We start from the raw sequence: 17,746 nt of genomic DNA, 5'->3' as shown, positions 1-17,746 counted from the left end.
TACCGTGCGGCGCGCGCTTTTGCGTGCGTGGAATTTGACCTAGGAGCAGGAGTGATGGCGAAGGCGAGCACCGTTGCGAAAGCGGATATCGCAAGCATTCCCGATGCTGTGGCGCCACCACTGATTAATCCCAGCGCCGTTACGTTGCACCAGCTGCGAATCTTCTGGGCCGTGGCGCAGGCCAAGTCGTTCACCAAGGCATCGAAGATTCTCGACCTCGCTCAACCCTCGCTGTCGCAGCAAATCTCCAAGCTTGAGGAAGAGGTCGGCACCCAGCTCTTCAATCGCAGCCGTAACGAGATGACGCCCACCGATGCCGGTCAGTTTCTGCTGCGCAAGGCCGACGTTATTCTGTCGAGCGTTGAGGAAGCCCTGATCGGCCTGGAGGAGTTCTCCGCCGGCACCCGCGGCGTGGTTTCGATCGGGGCACTCAGTTCCATCGCCCGCAACGTATTGCCCGAATCGCTGCGCCTCTTGGCTACGCGTTATCCCGAGTTGGAGATGGACGTTCACGAATCCTCGCCGGCGGAAGCGGTTGATCTACTCTACGGACGCCGCATCAACATGGCCTTACTAGCAACCGATTCGACCGCCGGCGACGGCGCCAGCTTCCTGAGAGAAAAAGTGTCCTCTGACCCTTATGTGCTGGCGGTGCCTGAGGGGCTGGACCTTTCGGATGTGGGCGACGTGGAGCGAGATTTAGCACCGACAGAGCGTACAGTCGTCAACAGTACCATCCAGTTCAATTTCGGCAACCAGCACAAAAAGCGCATCGAGGACTGGTACCAGCACGTTCTACCCCATTACCGGGTTATAGCCCAGTCGCGCAGCTACGAAGTGGCGCTGTCTATGGTCCAGGCAGGACTCGGCGTGGCCGTAGTCCCGGCCCTGACGGCAGCCTTGGGCGCCAAGCGCGGGTTTGCCGTCACGCTCTACCGCACAACGCTGCCTAATCGCGAGATCGTCGCCCTGTTGCCTACCCAATATGCGCGCATCGAGCCCTATGTCAGCGTCGTCGAAATGGTCAAAGCCGCCGGCGCGACCATACAGCTGCCGCCCATCGAGCCCCTGCCACCGCTCCTCAAAGCGCTCTGAGCCGCGCCATAAGGATTCTTTATAGTCATTATAGAGTGTAATGGCGCGGGCAATCCGTAGCCTTCGTCATGCGGGGCGTTGCCTCGTCAGCGTCCCAAGGGTTTGGGTACCGTAGAGTTAGCCACAACACAGGCCAGAAGGCTTGGTAAATTTAGGAGTTCGGATCATGTGGACGAAGCCTGTAATCGTTGAAGTTGCGGTCGGTCTCGAAATTAACTGTTACGCCTGCGCCGACCTCTAGTCTCCGCGCAAGGCTGAAAGATTTAGCCGCCGGTCCCGCAAGGGGCCGGCGACTTTCGTTTAACCGTTATTCAATCCGAAACGACTACTCGCCTTCAACCCTCGTCGGCCAGCGCCGCGCCCTGGGGGGCGCTACGAGTATCGACCGTGACCACTACCGACATACCCGGCACCAGTCGTGCCGCGAAGCCCGCCGGAAAGTCGAAGAATATTTTTACCGGAATTCGCTGCACCACCTTGATGAAGTTGCCGGTGGCATTCTGCGGCGGCAGCAGGCTGAACTCGGCAGCGCTGGCCGGCGCCAAGCTGTCAATATACCCGACCAGCATCATGCCCGGGAAGGCATCGATCTCCATGTGCACTTCCTGGCCGACGCGCAGTCGCTCAAGCTGGGTCTCCTTAAAGTTGGCGATGACGTAGGTGGTCTGCAAAGGCACCACCGAGAGCATCGGCCAACCTTCCTCGGTATACATGCCGTTCTCGACGCGAAGATTACCCACCACGCCATCGATCGGCGACACCACCACTGTGTCCGACAGCGCGATCTCGGCCCGATCGAGATCGGAGCGGGCCCGGTCGACCTTGGCCTGCAGTCTATCGATCTCGCGCTCGATACGCAGCACATCGGTATCGATCACCGGCAGTTCGGCGCGTTCCGCTGCGGCCTCCGCCTGGGCGCGCGTCACCTCAGCCCGCATGGTGCGGTCGTGGGTCGTCGCCTCCTCAAATTTCTGGCGTGTTCCCGTGCCACGATCCAGCAGCTGACTATATCGCTCGACCTCGCGCGCAGCTTGCTCGGCCTGGGCCCGCGCCGCCTCCACACGCGCCTCGGCCTGGCGCACGCGCGATTGCTGCAAGGCACGCCGGGCGCCCATATTCGCGATGGTGGCCCGTGAGATCTCGATCTCGGCCTCGGCAGCACGCAGATCTGCACGCGCCGAATCGACATCGGATTCGTACTGGTCCGCCTGCAGCGTCACCAGCGGTTGGCCAGCGGTCACGTGCTGGTTGCTCGTCACATGCAGGGTCTCGATATAGCCGGCGACACGAGGGCTAATTGCAGTCACGTCACTACGCACATAGGCGTTGTCGGTGGTGACGACGACCTGTCGCATCTTCCACCAATTCATGCCATAGGCTCCGCCGCCGAGCACAGCGGCGATCAGGACAGTGCTGAAAATTGTCGTCTTCAGTTTCATTCGCTTTATGCCGTTTTGGCTCTTCTGCTGGGGTTATTGCGCTCTAACCACCGTGGAATATGGGAACTTGAATATGGGCTTTTTTGCAGTCTTTGAAAATAGCTTCGCCTGCAACCCAGACCCGCGCAAAATCGACAACCGAGGCGGATTTGCCTATATGCAAGCAAAATCGGCTACACTGGCCAACGTCAGCACAGGAAAGGCCCACGGATGAGTTTGTTCAAGAACGATGCCGACAGCTTGGTCGAGGCCATTTCCGACGGGGCGTCCTTGATCATGCCTTGCGATACCAACGGCGTGCCCATGGCCGCCGTTCGCGCCTTGATTCGCAAAGGCGCGCGCGGTCTTACGCTCATCGGTGGTCCCACCAGCGGCCTTGCCGCCGACCTGTTGATCGGAGCCGATTGTGTGGCGCAAATCGAGAGCGCTGCGGTGAACCTCGGCGAATATGGCGGCGCACCGCGTTTTCATGTGGCCGCGGGCAAGCCCGGCCTTGCCGTTCGCGAGACCACGTGCCCGGCCATTCACGCGGCATTACAGGCCGCCGAGAAGGGTATCCCTTTCATACCGCTGCGCGGCCTCATCGGCTCGGACGTACAGCGCCTGCGTAAGGACTGGAAGCTAATCGACAATCCGTATACACCCGAAAGCATGCGCGATCCGATCGCTCTGTTGCCGGCCATCACTCCTGATGTGGCCCTGATCCATGCCGCCTGCGCCGACGATGAGGGCAATGTTTGGATCGGCTTGCGCCGCGAGGTCCTGACCATGGCTCACGCCGCGCGTATCACCCTAGCAACGGTGGAAAAACGCGTCAGCGGGAACCTGCTCGACGACCCGGCGACCGCCTCGGGCACCATATCCTCACTTTACATGGACCATGTCGCGGCCTGTCCTGGCGGCGCTTGGCCGGTCGGGTTCGCCAACCAGTACGGGCCCGACGGCGCCCATATGCGCGCGTATGCCAAGCAGGCAAAAACGACTGCCGGCTTCACTGCCTATCTGGACGACCATGTGCTGAATGGGCAGGCCGTCGCCGCCGAATAGCCGATGTCACCTACCTCCTACAGCAACCGCGAGCTGCTGATTGCCGTGCTTGCGCGGCGTCTGCCCGATCACGGTCACGTGGTTGCCGGCGCAATCTCACCCATCCCGGCCGCTGCTGCCATGCTTGCGCACCAGCGTAGCGCTAGGCACTTGCGTATCACCGTTCTCGGCTCCGAGCGCTTCTACCGCCATGCCGACGGCGGCCGTGAGATTTTCGATGCAGCCGGGCGCGGCCGTGTCGACGTCTTCTTTCTTAGCGGTGGCCAAATCGACGGCAAAGCCAACATCAACCTAGTCGGTGTCGGCGACTATCCCAACTTGAGCGTCAGGTTTCACGGCAATTTCGGCTCCGCCTATCTCTATTACATGGTACCAAACGTTATCCTGTTTCGCGAAGAGCACAGCTCCAGGGTGCTGGTGCCGCAAGTGGATTTCATCAGCGCGCCGGGCAGCGGGCCAGAGGGCGTCTACCGTCCAGGCGGGCCCAGCGCGCTAGTCACCGGCCGTGCCATATTCGACTTTGACAAGGCGACCGCGCGCTTCAACCTTGAAAGTCTACACCCAGGCCATGATTTGCAAGAGGTCGAGGCGGCCACGGGGTTTCCCTTCGCCCATGCCGCAACAGCGGCGACCACGCCCGCGCCGAGGCGCGAGGAGCTAGACCTAATCCGCGGTCCTGTGCGCGAGATGTTAGCCGAAACCTATCCAGAAGTGGCAGCAACACTCGGCTGAGCGACCGGCAAGGCACCGTTAACCTGTTGTCGGTTACATGAAAAGCATGGTTAAGAATTAGATACGAACAGACCACCCAGCGGGTCCTCCGGTATGAGTGGGATTATCGAAAGCCTAAGCATTAGCCGCCGAGATGTGGGACAAGGTTAACAATTAATACTGGGTCGTTCTCACTTCATCATGACGGTAGCTTACCACCGAAAACCTGACTAAACCATACATTGCCGATGCTATCACGGCCGGTAAAACAAACAGGATACACCCTACCAGAACCCGTCGTCGGAGACCGGAGAAGATCGTGGGGCGCGGCGATATCCGCCATCTGAAATGTGACGTAGCGGCCATGGTGTCAACGGCAAAAAATGGGCCAGGGAGCGGCGGAATGGCGCTAAGCTAGCCTCATCTGTGGAGGAGGGTCTACAGAGGTGCTCCGTTATCGCCGACAGCCGCCAAGCACGCCGCATCGTCGTGCCGCGGATTGTTGACATGCTGACTTACCGGCCGCGCTACCAGCCTTATTCCGTCACCCGGTCCCAGCAACCCGGCAAGCAGACCCGCATCCGTCGTCTCCAGCCAAGTGGATTGATGCGCCGGCGCAAGGATCACCGGCATGCGGTGATGAATGAGAGCCAGATCCGGCGAGGCTTCGGTCGTGAGGATGGTGAAGGTCTCGAGCGGTGCATCGCCGCCCCAACACTCCCAAAGCCCGGCAAAGGCTATCGGCCTGCCGTCAGCAGTCGTGACATAATAGGGTTGCTTGGCACCGTCGCGCGCCTGCCATTCATAGAACCCGTCTGCCGCAACCAGACAGCGGCGGCGGCGAAAGGCGGCACGGAAAGATGGCTTCTCGGCAACGGTCTCGGCCCGCGCATTGATCATACGATTGCCAACGGCCGGATCTTCGGCCCAGGAGGGCACCAGACCCCAGCGCAGCCACGCCCATTGCCGCTGTCCCTCGGCGTCGAGGCGCACGACGGGAAGGATTTGGCTTGGTGCCGCATTGTAGCGTGACCCATATCCTGTCAAGGATCCAGCCTCGAACAGGCCGACAAGAGCCTCCTCGGACGTAGTCAGAGAGTAGCGACCACACATAGCATATCCCGACAATCGTGCGCGGTGAATTGGGTATCAAGGCGCCGGATAATGCTCTAGATTCTCGTCCAAGGAAACGTATTCACAACGTAGCGCAACAGGCAGGGACCATGCCGACCGTTAGTACCCTGGCGCTTGCGCTCTGGGACGATGCCGAAGCAATGTTGGCCCGCAACGAGGAATTCGCGGCGGTGCTTCCTGCTGTTGCTCATATGATGGTCCCCGGCGTCTCCTACGAGGTGCTCCTGCAGGCCGCAGTGGGGGCCGGCGCCATTGCCTCCGCGCAAGATGACTCCTGTGGCTGGCTTGCTCGGCATCTCTCCCAGCAAAGGGGTGGTGAGCCAGGCGATATCGTCGAGATGCTGCCCGGCCGCTTCTTTCGCCTCGCCACGGCCCAACTCGCCAACGGTTACCGCGTGACCGGCTGGAGCGATATTACCGTCGAGCGGGAGCACGAGCAGGGGCACAGGCAGAGCGAAGCGCGCTACCGCGAGTTGCTCGAGCTGACCCCTGCCGTGGCGTTAGTTCACGATGGAGACAGGGTTCTGTTCTGCAATAGCCGCGGTGCGGCGACGTTGGGCTATGATTCCGCAGATGCTCTCCAAGGCCTGCTGCTCGCTACCGTCCTGGACCAGGATACCCAGCGGCTACGCCGTGGCGATGGCACGCTGCTAGAGGGCAAAACCAGCGAAGCGCCCCTCGACGACGGCGACAGGTGCTATACGCTGGTGATTGCAGAAATCACCCCCGATCGCGAGCCGGCGGACAATGATCCCCTAACCGGCCTGGCCGGGCGGGGACACTTTTTCGAGCGCTTGCAACATTTCACCCGTCAGGCCGAGGCCAGCGGCACGATGGTGGCACTGCTGCTCATTGACCTCGACCATTTCAAGACCGTCAACGACACCCTGGGTCATGCCGTCGGCGACAGGCTGCTGCAAGAGGTGGCAACACGGCTGCGCGGTTGCCTGCCAGCGGACGGCCTCGCGGCGCGCGTCGGCGGCGACGAATTCGCAATCATCCAGCCCGGCATCACCGGTGCGGAGCAGGTGAGCGAGCTGGCGCAGGCCATCGAGACGGTGCTTGCCGAGCCGGTCATGTCGCAAGGCCAGGCCCTGCATACCGGCGGCTCGATCGGCATCACGCTTTATCCAGACCATGCGGAATCCGCAGAAGATCTGCTGAAAGGCGCGGACCTGGCGCTCTACCGTGCGAAGTCCCTGGGGCGCGGCTGTGCCGCCTTCTATTCGCGTAACATGGGCGAGGAGGCGCACCACCACCTTCGGCTCGGCCAAGGCCTGCGCCGTGCCCTCGCGCAGAACGAGTTCGCCTTGCACTATCAGCCCAAGGTTGATCTCGCCGACGGCATGGTCGTCGGCGGCGAGGCACTGCTGCGCTGGAATCACCCTGCGCGCGGACTGGTCGCACCTGGCGAATTCATCGCCCATGCCGAGGCCACGGGCATGATCCTCGCCATCGGCGGTTGGGCGCTGGAGGGCACCTGCGCCCAGCTTGGTAACTGGGCGCGCAAGGGTAGTCTGACGGTGCCGATCTGGGTCAATGTCTCACCGGCCCAGTTTCAGGACCGCGCGCTAATCGACAAGGTGCGCAACACCCTGCTCGGCGCGGGCGTGCCGCCGCGCCTGCTCGGCCTCGAGATTACCGAGAGCGTTCTGATGCCCAACGCGGCACTTGCCGTGGAAACGCTCACCAGCTTGGTCGAACTCGGAGTGGAGCTATCGATTGACGATTTCGGTACAGGCTATTCGTCGCTCAACTATCTCAAGCGGCTACCCGTAGGTAAGCTCAAGATCGACCGCTCTTTCGTCACCGACATCACCAGAAACCCGATCGACGGGGCCATTGCCCGCGCTATCATACATCTTGGGCACAGCCTCGGTATGAAGGTGCTGGCCGAGGGCGTCGAGACCGAGGACCAGGCGAGCATGCTGAGCGATCTCGGCTGCGACCAGATCCAGGGCCTGCTAATCAGCCCACCTTTGCCGGCAGACGCCTTCGTCGATTTCGTCAACCGCCGTAGCGGCCAACGCGAGCCCCACCTATAGGGCGGACGGCCAGGTCCCAGATGTGAGTGCGCGCCTGCGCGCCAGAGCAGCGATCATATCAATGGTCGGCGTCGGTACCGCAGTCAGGCGGCCGAGTTCGGCCACAGCATCGATCAGCGCCGGCAACTCGACCACCTGCCCCGCCTCGTAATCCTGCAGGGTCGAGGTCTTGTGCTCACCTACCTTAGCTGCACCGTCAATGCGGCGATCAACATCTATGGGAAAGCTAACGCCCAAGGTCTCGGCCACGGCCTTGGTCTCGACCATCATGGTCCGCACGGTGCTGCGCAGCACCTTGTCTGACGCAATATCCACAAGTGTTGCACCAGTTAGCATACTTAACGGATTGAAGGCGACATTGCCCCAAAGCTTGATCCAAATATCATCCCGGATACGCGGACGCACCGGCGACTTGAAGCCAGCACCAACCATAATCTTGCTTAGGGCTAGGGCGCGCTCGGAGCGCGAGCCATTGGGCTCGCCTAGGGGCAACCGGTCGAGCGCTAGGTGACGGACGACCCCGGGCTCGACAACCTCAGCCGCAGGGTAGACCACACAACCGATAACCCGCTCTGGCCCGACATAACGCCATAGCAGACCGCCGGGATCGACGGTCTCGATCTGCTTTTCCTCCCAGGGTCCATCAAGCTTGTGGAAATACCACCACGGCACGCCGTTTACCGCAGGCACCACCACAGTCTTAGAGCCCAGCAGGGGCGCAAGCCGCTCGGCGATGTCCGGCAAGGAATGCGCCTTCATGGCAAGGATGACCGCATCCTGAGGCCCAACCCCGGCAGCATCCTCGGTGACGACCGGGTGCGCTGTGAAATCCTCACCGGCAGGCTCCGAGATCAACCGCAAGCCGTTTCGTGTCATGGCCTCGAGCTTGGCGCCACGCGCGATCACCGTGACATCCTGGCCGGCACGTGTGAGCCGCGCCGCCATGTAGCCGCCTATGGCACCCGCGCCGTAGACGCAGATTTTCATCTCAGAGGCCCAACTTCTCGGCCAACCCGATGCGCTGTAGCTTTCCCGTGGCGCCCTTCGGGATTTCGTCGAGGAAGACTATCTTACGCGGCACCTTAAAGTCGGTAAGGCGTGACGCGGCGAAGTCACGCAAGGTGCGCTCATCGGCATCCGCACCATCGCGCAGCACAACCGCTGCGGCCACCTCCTCACCGAGCTTGCCATGCGGCATGGCGAAAGTAACTGCTTGCGCCACAGCCTCGTGATCCATGAGTACGTCGTCGATCTCACTTGGGCTCACCTTCTCGCCGCCTCTATTGATAATCTCCTTGAGCCGCCCGGTAATCGTCAGATAGCCGTCTGCGTCAAGCATGCCCTGGTCGCCAGTGCGGAACCAGCCGTCCATGAAGGCGCCAGCATTGGCCTCTGGGTTGGCAAGATAACCCGCCGTTACGTTGGGCCCGCAGATGACTATCTCACCGGTCACGCCTGGCTCGGCGAAGCCCCCCTCGGGCTTGAGCACGCGCACCTCGGAGCCAGCAGGCAGGCCGACGCTACCCGGTTTGCGCACCGCCGGCGGCAGCGGATTACTGGTCATCTGATGCGCAGCCTCTGTCATGCCATAGGCCTCGATCACCGGCGCCCCGAATAGCGTTTCAAGCTCACCCATCACCTGCGCCGGGAGCGACGCCGAAGACGAGCGTACCAGGCGCAGATTGTTGCGCGCCACGATCTCAGTATTGCGCGCCGCCCGTGCCAGGATGGTCTGGTGCATGGTCGGCACCGCAGTGTACCAGGTCGGCTTGTATTCACCGAGCCAGGCAAAAAAACGCAGCGCATTAAACCCCGGCGTGCAGACGATGCCAGCGCCGGCGACAAGCGAGGACAATACCGCCGCGATCAGCCCGTGAATATGGAAAAGCGGCATGACGTTGAGGCAAAGATCTTCCGGTACCAGAGCCAGCGTCTCGCGGATATTTTGGGCCGATGCCGCCAAATTAGCCTGGCTCAACGGCACCATCTTGGGCCGCGATGTGGTGCCCGAGGTATGCAGGATCAACCCGATATCGCCAACCTCCGCCGACCCACCACGCACCTCGCGCGCCTGCTTAGGCCCTTGCAGGGTGAAACGGCCAGCTTCCTCGCCTGGATAGAGTTCATACACGGCAATACCCCGTTCAGCGGCCGCATGGCGTGCTGGGCCATCGGCGCCTGCCGCAACCACGAGGGCTCGGGCGTCGAGGTCGCCGAGATAGAAATCCAGTTCCTCCGCGCGATAGGCGGGATTGAGCGGTGCCGTCGTCACGGCGCAGGCGATGGAAACAAAGGCGCTCGCCATGTCAGGCCCGTTGGGCAGCACGATGGCCACCGTGTCGCCGCGGCCAATGCCACAGCCGTTGAGCGCGGCGACAGTAGCGTCGGCCTGGGCGCGGAGCGCGCCGAAGCTGAGTGGATCGCGGTCGGGGGCGATCAGCGCCGCCGCGTCGTCTCCGCCGGCATCGAGCAGGCGGCGGATAGTCTCTGACTGGCTCATGGGATCAAGTTTTAGAGCCCTTTCACGTCTATTGGAACCGCATGAGTGCTATGATGAATTTATGACAGAGCTAGGAGACAACGGCGGCGTTGGGCCGCGGGTGCTGAGAGTGCCCGAAGGCGACAGCCGGCCGCGCCACACCTGCCCGGACTGCGGCTTCATCCATTACCGCAATCCGCTCATCGTCGTCGGCTCGGTCTGCCTGGCCGGCGACGGCCGGCTCCTACTGTGCCAAAGGGCGATCGCCCCGCGCGTCGGCTATTGGACAATCCCCGCCGGCTATATGGAACTCGAGGAATCGACCGAGGACGGCGCCCGCCGCGAGGCTATCGAGGAAGCCAATGCGAATATCAACATCGAGCACCTGCTGGCGATCTACAACATTCCGCACATCAGCCAGGTGCAAATTCTCTACGCCGCGCGTCTCACGAACGACGCCGTGTCGCCAGGCCCGGAGAGCCAAGCGGTCGATCTGTTCGAGTGGGAGGACATGCCGTGGAGCAACTTAGCCTTTCCCAGCGTGCACTGGGCACTGACCCATCATCGCCAGGCCGTGGAGGCGGGCGACTGGACACCGCGCAGCGCGCCGGCGCCATGAGGGGTCTCGTCCTTCTTGCCGCGACCGTCCTGACGCTACCGACGTTAGCCTGGGCGGGTGCCAACGTCGAGGCCTGCCTGGCGGACCCGGAGCCGCTTTGCGTGCTGACCCTGGCGGACGACATGGTCCGCCATTCCGGTGATGCACATGCGGCGAAATATCTCGGCAGCAGCGTCGCCGGCGCATGGGCCTCTCACGGTGCCAAGGATCGCGCGCACGATTTGGCTGCTGCGCTGCCTTCGCCGTCCGCACGGGCCGAGGCCTGGGGCACGATTGCCGCCACCTTGGGCGACGAAGAGAGCCGCAATTCGGCGATCGCTGAGGCCCGTGGTATTCTGGATCCACTCGACCGCGTGCATACTTTACTATCGTTGAGTAGACGGCTCGACAACCCGGATCCACTGATGTCCGCCGTGACGGAAGTAGAAAAAATCGCCGATGTCGAGATTCGACATCAGGCCTTGATTGAGGTCAGCGCGGCGCTTGCCGCCTCGGGTCGCTCGGCCATGGCACGTTCAACAGCGCGCGTGATGGCGCAAGACGACACCGGGCGCGAAGCAACGCTTGCCGCCGTCGTCGATGCGGAGGCCAGCGACAGTCGCCTCGACGATGCCAGCATAACCTTCGCAGAGATGATCCCTGGACCGGCGCGCGACGAGGCGGCCAGCACCCTCGCCCGTGCCCTCGCCCTGAATGGTGATGCTTCTGCCGCCCTGGCCCTGGCCGACAACATCGCGGACGAAGACGCACAGGCCTGGGCACTGGCATCCGTCGTCGCGGCCGGTGGCATAGAGCAGCTAGACCGTATTCCCTGGGGCGAGGCCCGCGACATGGCACTGAGTAGCCTGTCGTCTGACGCCTTACAAGCCGGCGACACGCGAGCGGCACAGGACACCGCACAGGATATCGGGAATGATGAGACGCGCGCAATCGCCTTGCGTGCCGTCGCCCGTAAGGTATCCGGCGGCCGCGCAACCATGATAGCCGCCGAGATCGATCACCCCGAGATCCGCGCTGCCATCATGGCAGACGCCGCCGAGACCACGGCAAAGACCGGGCGCGTGATCGCTGCGGTGGCCATGGCAGATTCCATTGCGCTGCCCGCCTATCAGGCGTTGGGCCTGCTCAAGGTGGCTGCGGTGACGGGCGATACAGACATGTTCGCTCGTGCCATGACCGCGGCGGAGACCCTAAGCCAGAAAGAGCGCGACGACGCCATCGCCGCCATCGCGACGGCCCAGGCCGATAACGGTAATTTCGGCGCCGCGCGCGTTACTACCGAGGCTATTGCGGATGCTGAGCACCGCGGCTTCACCGAGTGGCAGATCGCCCGTCTTGAGGCCCTGGCCGCCAAGACCGGAATGACCGCGGAGACCCTTGGCGCTATCGCGGCCCCTTTGCCTCGCGCCCTCGCCCTCTCTGAGATCGGTGAGCATGCTAGCGCCCTCAAAGCCGCGCTCGAAGTGACCGAGTCCGCTGCCCGCGCTGAGACCCTGATCGTCGTCGCCAGCGCTATGCGTTAATCGCTATCAGTCTCCCCATCGTCCGTCTCCGGATCCTGGATGAGGTGGCGGTTTATGAGCGGCATCTGGGCCAGGCTGAAGACAAGTGTCAGCGGCATGATGCCGAAAAGCTTGAACTCGATCCAGGTTTCAGTGCTCTGGGTGCGCCAGACAATCTCGTTGAGGGCGGCGAGGCAGACGAAAAAGACCGCCCAGCGGAAACCCAGTACACGCCAGCCCCAGTCGCTCAGCGCAATCACCTGGCCGAGCACGCGTTGTAGCAGCTGCAGGCGCAAGGCGAGGCCACCGAACAGGATCGTCGCGAAAAGCAAATTAACGATGGTCGGCTTGAGCTTGATAAAGACCTCGTCTTCGAAATAGAGCGTCAGGCCGCCGAAGCCGAGAACGAAGACGCCAGAGACCAATGGCATGATGGGGATCTGACGCATCAGCATCCAAGCCGCAGGTAGCGCCACCGCCGTCGCGGTCATGAAGGCAGCCGTCCCGGGCAGGATGCCCCACTTACCGTTGACGATGAAAAACGCCACCAGCGGCCCGAGCTCCAAGAGCAGCTTAACGACTTGCTTGCCGCCGCCGAGCTGTGGCTGGGCTTCCGTCATGCTTCCAGCCCCATCAAACTGCGCGCGAAATCCGTCGCATCAAAAGGCCGCAGGTCGTTCGCACCCTCGCCAACGCCAACCGCGTGAATGGGCAGGCCGAAGCGCTCTGCCAGCGCCACGACGACACCACCGCGGGCCGAACCGTCAAGCTTCGTAACGACCAACCCCGAGACCTCTGCGATGTCGCGAAACACCTCCACCTGCCGGTGGGCGTTCTGTCCGGTCGTCGCATCAAGCACCAGCACCACGTCGTGCGGCGCCGTCTCGTCAAGCTTGCGCAATACGCGGACAATTTTGGCCAGCTCGTCCATCAAATCGGCCTTGTTGTGCAAGCGCCCGGCGGTATCGATAGCGAGCACATCGCTGCCCTCTGCTTGGGCACGCGCCAGGGCGTTGTAAGCGAGACCAGCCGGATCGCCACCGGTCTTTCCGGTAACCACCGGCACGCCGGCACGCTCACCCCAGATACAGAGCTGCTCTACCGCCGCGGCGCGGAAGGTATCGCCCGCCGCCAGCATAACCTTGTAGCCCGCTGCCTGCCACCGAGTGGCCAGCTTACCGATAGTTGTGGTCTTACCGGTACCGTTAACGCCGACCGCCAACACCACATGTGGTCGTTTGGCCGGGTCGAGCTGTAGCGGTTTGGCGACGGGTGTCAGAATACCGGCAACGTCGTCCGCCAGAGCCATGCGAACGGCGTATGCATCGGCATCTTTTTCAAAGCGTTTTTTGCCCAAATCTCCCGCCAGCCGCGCCGCGATTGGTGCGCCGAGGTCGGCCGTGATGAGAAGCTCCTCAAGTTCCTCAAGCGCCTCGGCATCGAGCTTGCGCTTCAACAGCACGTCGCCGATGCCGTCGGACAGGGCCTTCGCCGAACGCCCCAACCCGGCGCTGAGGCGGGTCAGCCAGCCGCCTGTGCTGTCCTCCGCCTCACTCATGCTGCGATCAGGGCCGTGCCATCATGGCCGGCGATAGGCGTAACGGCAACGCTGCCGGGTGTCCCGGGCGCCGCCAGAAGCACCGCCGCATAAGCCTCGCTGCGCCCACGTGTCTCGGTTTCCACCAACACGCTCTCGCGAACCCCCACACGGCTTGCCAGATAACTGGCCAGGCGCGCTGCAAAGGCCTCGCGCAAGCGACCGGCGCGATCCTTGCGCACATCGCCCGGCACTTGCGACATGCGCGCAGCTGGCGTGCCGGGGCGCGGCGAATAGGGAAAAACGTGGCCCCAGACGAGATTGCAGGTCGCGACGAGATCGAGCCCGTTGCCGAACATAGCATTGGTCTCGGTCGGGAACCCGGCGATCATGTCGGCGCCGATGGCGATATCCGGGCGCGCCGCGCGCAAGGCATCGCACAATGCGATCACATAGGCGCGGGAGTGGCGACGGCGCATACGCTTGAGCACCATATCATCGCCGGCTTGGAGACTGAGATGGGCATGGGGCATGAGTCGCGGCTGCTCTCCATAGGCTCGGATCAAGGCTGCGTCGACAGCTGCCGGATCGAGCGACGAGAGACGCAGGCGGGCAAGCTTAGGGACCGCGGCAAGCAACCGCGTTACCAGCCCGCCGAGGCGCGGAGTGCCAGGCAGATCGGTCCCGTAAGAGGTCAAATCAACGCCGGTGAGCACGATCTCCTGATAGCCGGCAGCGACCAGGCGGCACGCTTCCTCGACTACGGCGCCTAAAGGCACGCTGCGGCTCTGCCCACGGCTGAAGGGAATAACACAGAAGGTGCAGCGGTGGTCGCAGCCGTCCTGAATACGCAGATGGGCGCGGGCGCGGCCCTTGGGTCCTTCGACCATGGCAGGCTCGAGCTTCTCACTCGCCATGATGTCGCCGACCACAACGGCGGGACCGTCTGTCACCAACAGCGCCTCGCCGAGCTTCTCACGATTGCCCAGCACGCGGTCGACCTCGGGCATGGCGGCATAGCGCTCGGGCGCTATTTGCGCCGCACAGCCAGTCACCACGATGCGCGCCCCGGGCCGGGCCCGGCGAGCCTTGCGGATGGCTTGACGCGCCTGGCGCTCGGCCTCGGCCGTCACAGCGCAGGTGTTAAAAATGACCACGTCGTCGAGCCCCGCCGCACGGGCGCGGGTTACCATCGCCTCCGACTCCCAGGTGTTGAGCCGACAGCCGAACGTGATCACCTCAGGCGCTGGAGCCTGTGCGCTCATGGCAGAAGGCTATCCGTCTCGCCACGGAAGCTGGTGGCAACGTCGCCAGTCATCCAGACATGATCATCCACGCGCCAATCGATATCGAGCACACCGCCGTCAAGCGTAACCGCCACGCGGCGGCCGGTGAGCCCACGCCGGCTCGCCGCCACCGCGGCCGCGCAGGCGCCGGTGCCACAAGCGCGAGTGATACCAACGCCGCGCTCCCAGACGCGGAAGCGCAGGCTAGCGGGCCCGGTGATCTGGCCCACGCCGACATTGATGCGCTCGGGAAACATGGCAGCCGTCTCTATGGCCGGCCCGAACTCTTCAAGTGGCACAGCGGCAATATCCAGCACGAAGAAGGTCACATGCGGGTTACCCATGTTGGTCGCCACAGGATCGCTGAGCGAGCCATGGGCGAAGCCCACATGCAGGGTCTCGCAGGCCTCGGCCAGCGGAATCTCGTCCCAATCGAGCCCCGGCGCGCCCATGTCGACGCTGACCCGCCCCTCGCCCGCGTCATGCGCTTCGTGTACGCCGATGCTGGTTTCGATAAGTGCAGTATCGGCCTCCTTCTCCTCCATCAGCGTCGAGGCGACGCAGCGTGCAGCATTGCCGCAGGCCTCGGCCTCACCGCCATCAGCATTGTAGATGCGCATACGGGCATCCGCGGTCTCACTGGCTTCGAGCAGAATGAGTTGATCGCAGCCGATGCCCGTATGCCTATCGGCGAGACCGCGCACTTGGTCCGCGCTCAAGACGAGCGCTGCCCAGCGCCCGTCGAGTACCACGAAATCGTTCCCCAGCCCGTGCATCTTGGTAAAGCGGTGAACAGCCATGACCCGCGTTATATGGGGCGCCGATAGCCCTCGTCCATGGGAAAGGGGGTGTTGTTACGTATTGGCTCCCTGGTGGAGGCCAAGCGCTCCGCTTGACTTGAGCTGCGCTTTGCGGATTATTGCGGCCGCATTTGCGTGGGTGTCGGCTAAAGAGGTGTCGGCGCCCTGACTGGTGTTGGGAAATCGGTATGTTCGACGCCTTATCCGGCAGGTTCGGCGATATCTTCGATCGCCTGAAGAAACGCGGCGCTCTCTCGGAGAGCGACGTGGGCGAGGCTTTGCACGAAGTGCGCATCGCCCTGCTCGAGGCCGATGTGGCACTACCAGTAGTCAAGGACTTCGTCGCCCAGGTGCGCGAGCGCGCCACCGGCGCGGAGGTGATCAAGAGCGTCACTCCGGGCCAGATGGTGGTGAAGGTCGTCAACGATCATCTGGTCGAGACACTGGGCGACAAGGCCGTGCCGCTGGCACTCTCCGGCAATCCGCCAGTGGTACTGATGGTCGTCGGCCTGCAAGGCTCGGGCAAAACAACGACGGCCGCCAAGCTCGCCAAGTATCTAGCCGAGCGTGAGAAGAAGTCGGTGCTGGTTGCGTCGCTCGACGTGCAGCGCCCGGCTGCTCAGAAGCAACTCGCCGTGCTCGCCGAACAAGCTGGTGTGCTCTCGCTGCCCAACGTTGCCGGCCAGGTGCCAACCGCTATCGCCAAGCGTGCCCTGCAGGCGGCCCGACTCGGTGGCAACGACGTGGTGGTGCTCGATACCGCCGGCCGGCTGCATGTGGACGAGGCGCTGATGGCTGAGCTCGCGCAAGTGAGCGCCGTTGCCAGCCCGGTCGAGACCCTGTTGGTCGCGGATGCATTGACTGGCCAGGATGCAGTCAACAGCGCCAGCGCCTTCAAGGCGCGCGTAGCGCTGACCGGCATTGTGCTAACACGCATTGATGGCGACAGCCGCGGCGGTGCTGCGCTCAGTATGCGCGCGGTCACCGGCTGCCCAATCAAACTCATGGGCACGGGCGAGAGCTTGGATGCCATCGAGCCGTTTTATCCCGAGCGCATCGCATCGCGCATCCTCGGCATGGGCGACGTGATCAGCTTGGTCGAGAAGGCCGCCCAGGTCGTCGAAGAGGACGAGGCCGAAAAGCTCGCCGCCAAGATGGAGGCGGGAAATTTCGACCTCTCCGACATGGCGGGCCAGTTTCGCCAGATGCGCAAGATGGGCGGCATGGACGGGCTGATGGGCCTGCTGCCGGGCGTCGCCAAGGTCAAGAGCCAGCTCGCTCAGGCAAAGGTCGACGACGGCATGTTGCGCCGCCAGGAGGCGATCATCCAGTCGATGACGCCGGGCGAGCGGCGCAAGGCGAAGGTGCTAAACAGCTCGCGCAAGCGTCGGATTGCCGCCGGCTCGGGCACCACGGTGCAGGACGTGAACCGTCTGCTCAAGCAGTTCAAGGATATGACGGTAATGATGAAGCGCGTGCGCAAGATGGGCAAGAAAGGCCTAGCGCGCCACGGGCTTCCAGGCATGATGCCGCCGGGCTTTCCCGGCCACTGACAGAGTAACGAAAAGAGGACGACGGCATGGCATTGAAGATACGACTGGCGCGCGTCGGCGCCAAGAAACGGCCCCAGTACCGCATCGTGGTGGCCGACGTGCGCAGTCCGCGCGACGGCCGCTTTATCGAGAAGGTGGGCATCTACAACCCCCTGCAACCCAAGGACAGCCCGCAACACACCACGCTCAATAGCGAGCGCATCAGCTACTGGCTCTCCAAGGGTGCCAAGCCGACCGACCGCGTGGGTCGCATTCTCGGCCAGGCTGAGATCGTTCCCATGCCGGCCCAGCGCAACAATCCGCAGAAGGCGAGGCCAAAGGCCAAGGCTCAGGAGCGTATGAAGGAAGCCGAGGAGGCGGCCAAGGCCGAGGTCGAGGCAGCCGCAGCGCCGGCCCAGGAAGAAGCGCCGGCCGAGGAGGTAGCCGAGGTCGAGGCAGCCGCAGCGCCGGCCCAGGAAGAAGCGCCGGCCGAGGAGGTAGCCGAGGTCGAGGCAGCCGC

17 protein-coding genes are annotated in these 17,746 nt (G+C 63.2%); 9 read left to right on the top strand and 8 right to left on the bottom strand.

Features of this window, described 5'->3' with window-relative positions; all coding sequences use genetic code 11:
- The first annotated feature begins 54 nt into the window (after window positions 1-54).
- On the top strand, window positions 55-1,095 hold the full coding sequence (locus tag QF629_10540) for a LysR family transcriptional regulator (protein MDP6013968.1): 1,041 nt from the start codon (window positions 55-57) through the stop codon (window positions 1,093-1,095).
- Window positions 1,096-1,261: 166 nt separating this feature from the next.
- Window positions 1,262-1,336 carry a pyrroloquinoline quinone precursor peptide PqqA gene (gene pqqA, locus QF629_10535; GenBank protein MDP6013967.1) on the top strand — a complete coding sequence of 25 codons (75 nt, stop codon included), beginning with the start codon at window positions 1,262-1,264 and terminating at the stop codon, window positions 1,334-1,336.
- A gap of 94 nt (window positions 1,337-1,430) precedes the next feature.
- Here the strand turns inward: pqqA and QF629_10530 are convergent, their stop codons facing one another.
- Complete coding sequence (locus QF629_10530; GenBank protein ID MDP6013966.1) at window positions 1,431-2,534, bottom strand: HlyD family secretion protein; 1,104 nt, start codon at window positions 2,532-2,534, stop codon at window positions 1,431-1,433.
- A 210-nt stretch (window positions 2,535-2,744) separates the two neighbouring features.
- Between QF629_10530 and QF629_10525 the strand changes: the two genes are divergently transcribed.
- Both QF629_10525 and QF629_10520 read left to right on the top strand, forming a co-directional pair.
- Complete coding sequence (locus QF629_10525; protein ID MDP6013965.1) at window positions 2,745-3,581, top strand: CoA-transferase; 837 nt, start codon at window positions 2,745-2,747, stop codon at window positions 3,579-3,581.
- Between the two features lie 3 nt (window positions 3,582-3,584).
- Window positions 3,585-4,313: a CoA-transferase gene (locus QF629_10520; GenBank protein MDP6013964.1), complete on the top strand. Its 729-nt coding sequence runs from the start codon at window positions 3,585-3,587 to the stop codon at window positions 4,311-4,313.
- A gap of 417 nt (window positions 4,314-4,730) precedes the next feature.
- Here the strand turns inward: QF629_10520 and QF629_10515 are convergent, their stop codons facing one another.
- Complete coding sequence (locus tag QF629_10515; GenBank protein MDP6013963.1) at window positions 4,731-5,405, bottom strand: SOS response-associated peptidase; 675 nt, start codon at window positions 5,403-5,405, stop codon at window positions 4,731-4,733.
- A gap of 110 nt (window positions 5,406-5,515) precedes the next feature.
- Here QF629_10515 and QF629_10510 point away from each other — a divergent pair, with 110 nt between their 5' ends.
- Window positions 5,516-7,471 carry an EAL domain-containing protein gene (locus QF629_10510; protein MDP6013962.1) on the top strand — a complete coding sequence of 652 codons (1,956 nt, stop codon included), beginning with the start codon at window positions 5,516-5,518 and terminating at the stop codon, window positions 7,469-7,471.
- Here the strand turns inward: QF629_10510 and QF629_10505 are convergent.
- Together QF629_10505 and QF629_10500 are read right to left on the bottom strand one after the other, a co-directional pair.
- Complete coding sequence (locus QF629_10505) at window positions 7,466-8,458, bottom strand: 2-dehydropantoate 2-reductase (GenBank protein MDP6013961.1); 993 nt, start codon at window positions 8,456-8,458, stop codon at window positions 7,466-7,468. The two genes, QF629_10510 and QF629_10505, sit on opposite strands and share 6 nt — an antisense overlap.
- Window position 8,459: 1 nt before the next feature.
- Entirely contained in the window at window positions 8,460-9,971 is a 1,512-nt protein-coding gene (locus QF629_10500) for an acyl--CoA ligase (GenBank protein ID MDP6013960.1), read from the bottom strand.
- 61 nt (window positions 9,972-10,032) lie between these two features.
- Between QF629_10500 and QF629_10495 the strand changes: the two genes are divergently transcribed.
- Both QF629_10495 and QF629_10490 read left to right on the top strand, forming a co-directional pair.
- A complete protein-coding gene (locus tag QF629_10495; protein ID MDP6013959.1) occupies window positions 10,033-10,569 on the top strand; it encodes an NUDIX hydrolase in 537 nt (178 codons plus the stop codon).
- Window positions 10,566-12,092 carry a hypothetical protein gene (locus QF629_10490; GenBank protein MDP6013958.1) on the top strand — a complete coding sequence of 509 codons (1,527 nt, stop codon included), beginning with the start codon at window positions 10,566-10,568 and terminating at the stop codon, window positions 12,090-12,092. The genes QF629_10495 and QF629_10490 overlap by 4 nt, the downstream gene beginning before the upstream one ends.
- On the opposite strand, the gene QF629_10485 is transcribed toward QF629_10490, so the two are convergent.
- From QF629_10485 to dapF, 4 genes are read right to left on the bottom strand one after another with little or no spacing between them, the layout of a single operon-like run.
- Window positions 12,089-12,691, bottom strand: a complete 603-nt coding sequence (locus tag QF629_10485) for a septation protein A (GenBank protein MDP6013957.1) — start codon at window positions 12,689-12,691, stop codon at window positions 12,089-12,091. The genes QF629_10490 and QF629_10485 overlap by 4 nt on opposite strands.
- A complete protein-coding gene (gene ftsY / locus QF629_10480) occupies window positions 12,688-13,629 on the bottom strand; it encodes a signal recognition particle-docking protein FtsY (protein ID MDP6013956.1) in 942 nt (313 codons plus the stop codon). The genes QF629_10485 and ftsY overlap by 4 nt, the downstream gene beginning before the upstream one ends.
- Window positions 13,626-14,873, bottom strand: a complete 1,248-nt coding sequence (gene mtaB, locus QF629_10475) for a tRNA (N(6)-L-threonylcarbamoyladenosine(37)-C(2))-methylthiotransferase MtaB (GenBank protein ID MDP6013955.1) — start codon at window positions 14,871-14,873, stop codon at window positions 13,626-13,628. Before mtaB ends, ftsY begins: the two co-directional genes overlap by 4 nt.
- On the bottom strand, window positions 14,870-15,694 hold the full coding sequence (gene dapF / locus QF629_10470) for a diaminopimelate epimerase (GenBank protein MDP6013954.1): 825 nt from the start codon (window positions 15,692-15,694) through the stop codon (window positions 14,870-14,872). Before dapF ends, mtaB begins: the two co-directional genes overlap by 4 nt.
- 188 nt (window positions 15,695-15,882) lie before the next feature.
- On the opposite strand from dapF, the gene ffh reads away from it, so the two are divergent.
- Together ffh and rpsP are read left to right on the top strand one after the other, a co-directional pair.
- A complete protein-coding gene (gene ffh / locus QF629_10465; GenBank protein MDP6013953.1) occupies window positions 15,883-17,247 on the top strand; it encodes a signal recognition particle protein in 1,365 nt (454 codons plus the stop codon).
- A 26-nt stretch (window positions 17,248-17,273) separates the two neighbouring features.
- Window positions 17,274-17,746 (top strand): 30S ribosomal protein S16 (gene rpsP, locus QF629_10460; protein ID MDP6013952.1); only part of this gene is annotated, 473 nt, incomplete at its 3' end.

Source organism: Alphaproteobacteria bacterium, assembly GCA_030739735.1.
In the GTDB taxonomy this organism is placed as follows: Bacteria; Pseudomonadota; Alphaproteobacteria; order UBA7887; family UBA7887; genus UBA7887.
The sequence above is the reverse complement of the archived record's forward strand: the minus strand, read 5'-3'. Positions and strand labels throughout refer to the sequence as shown.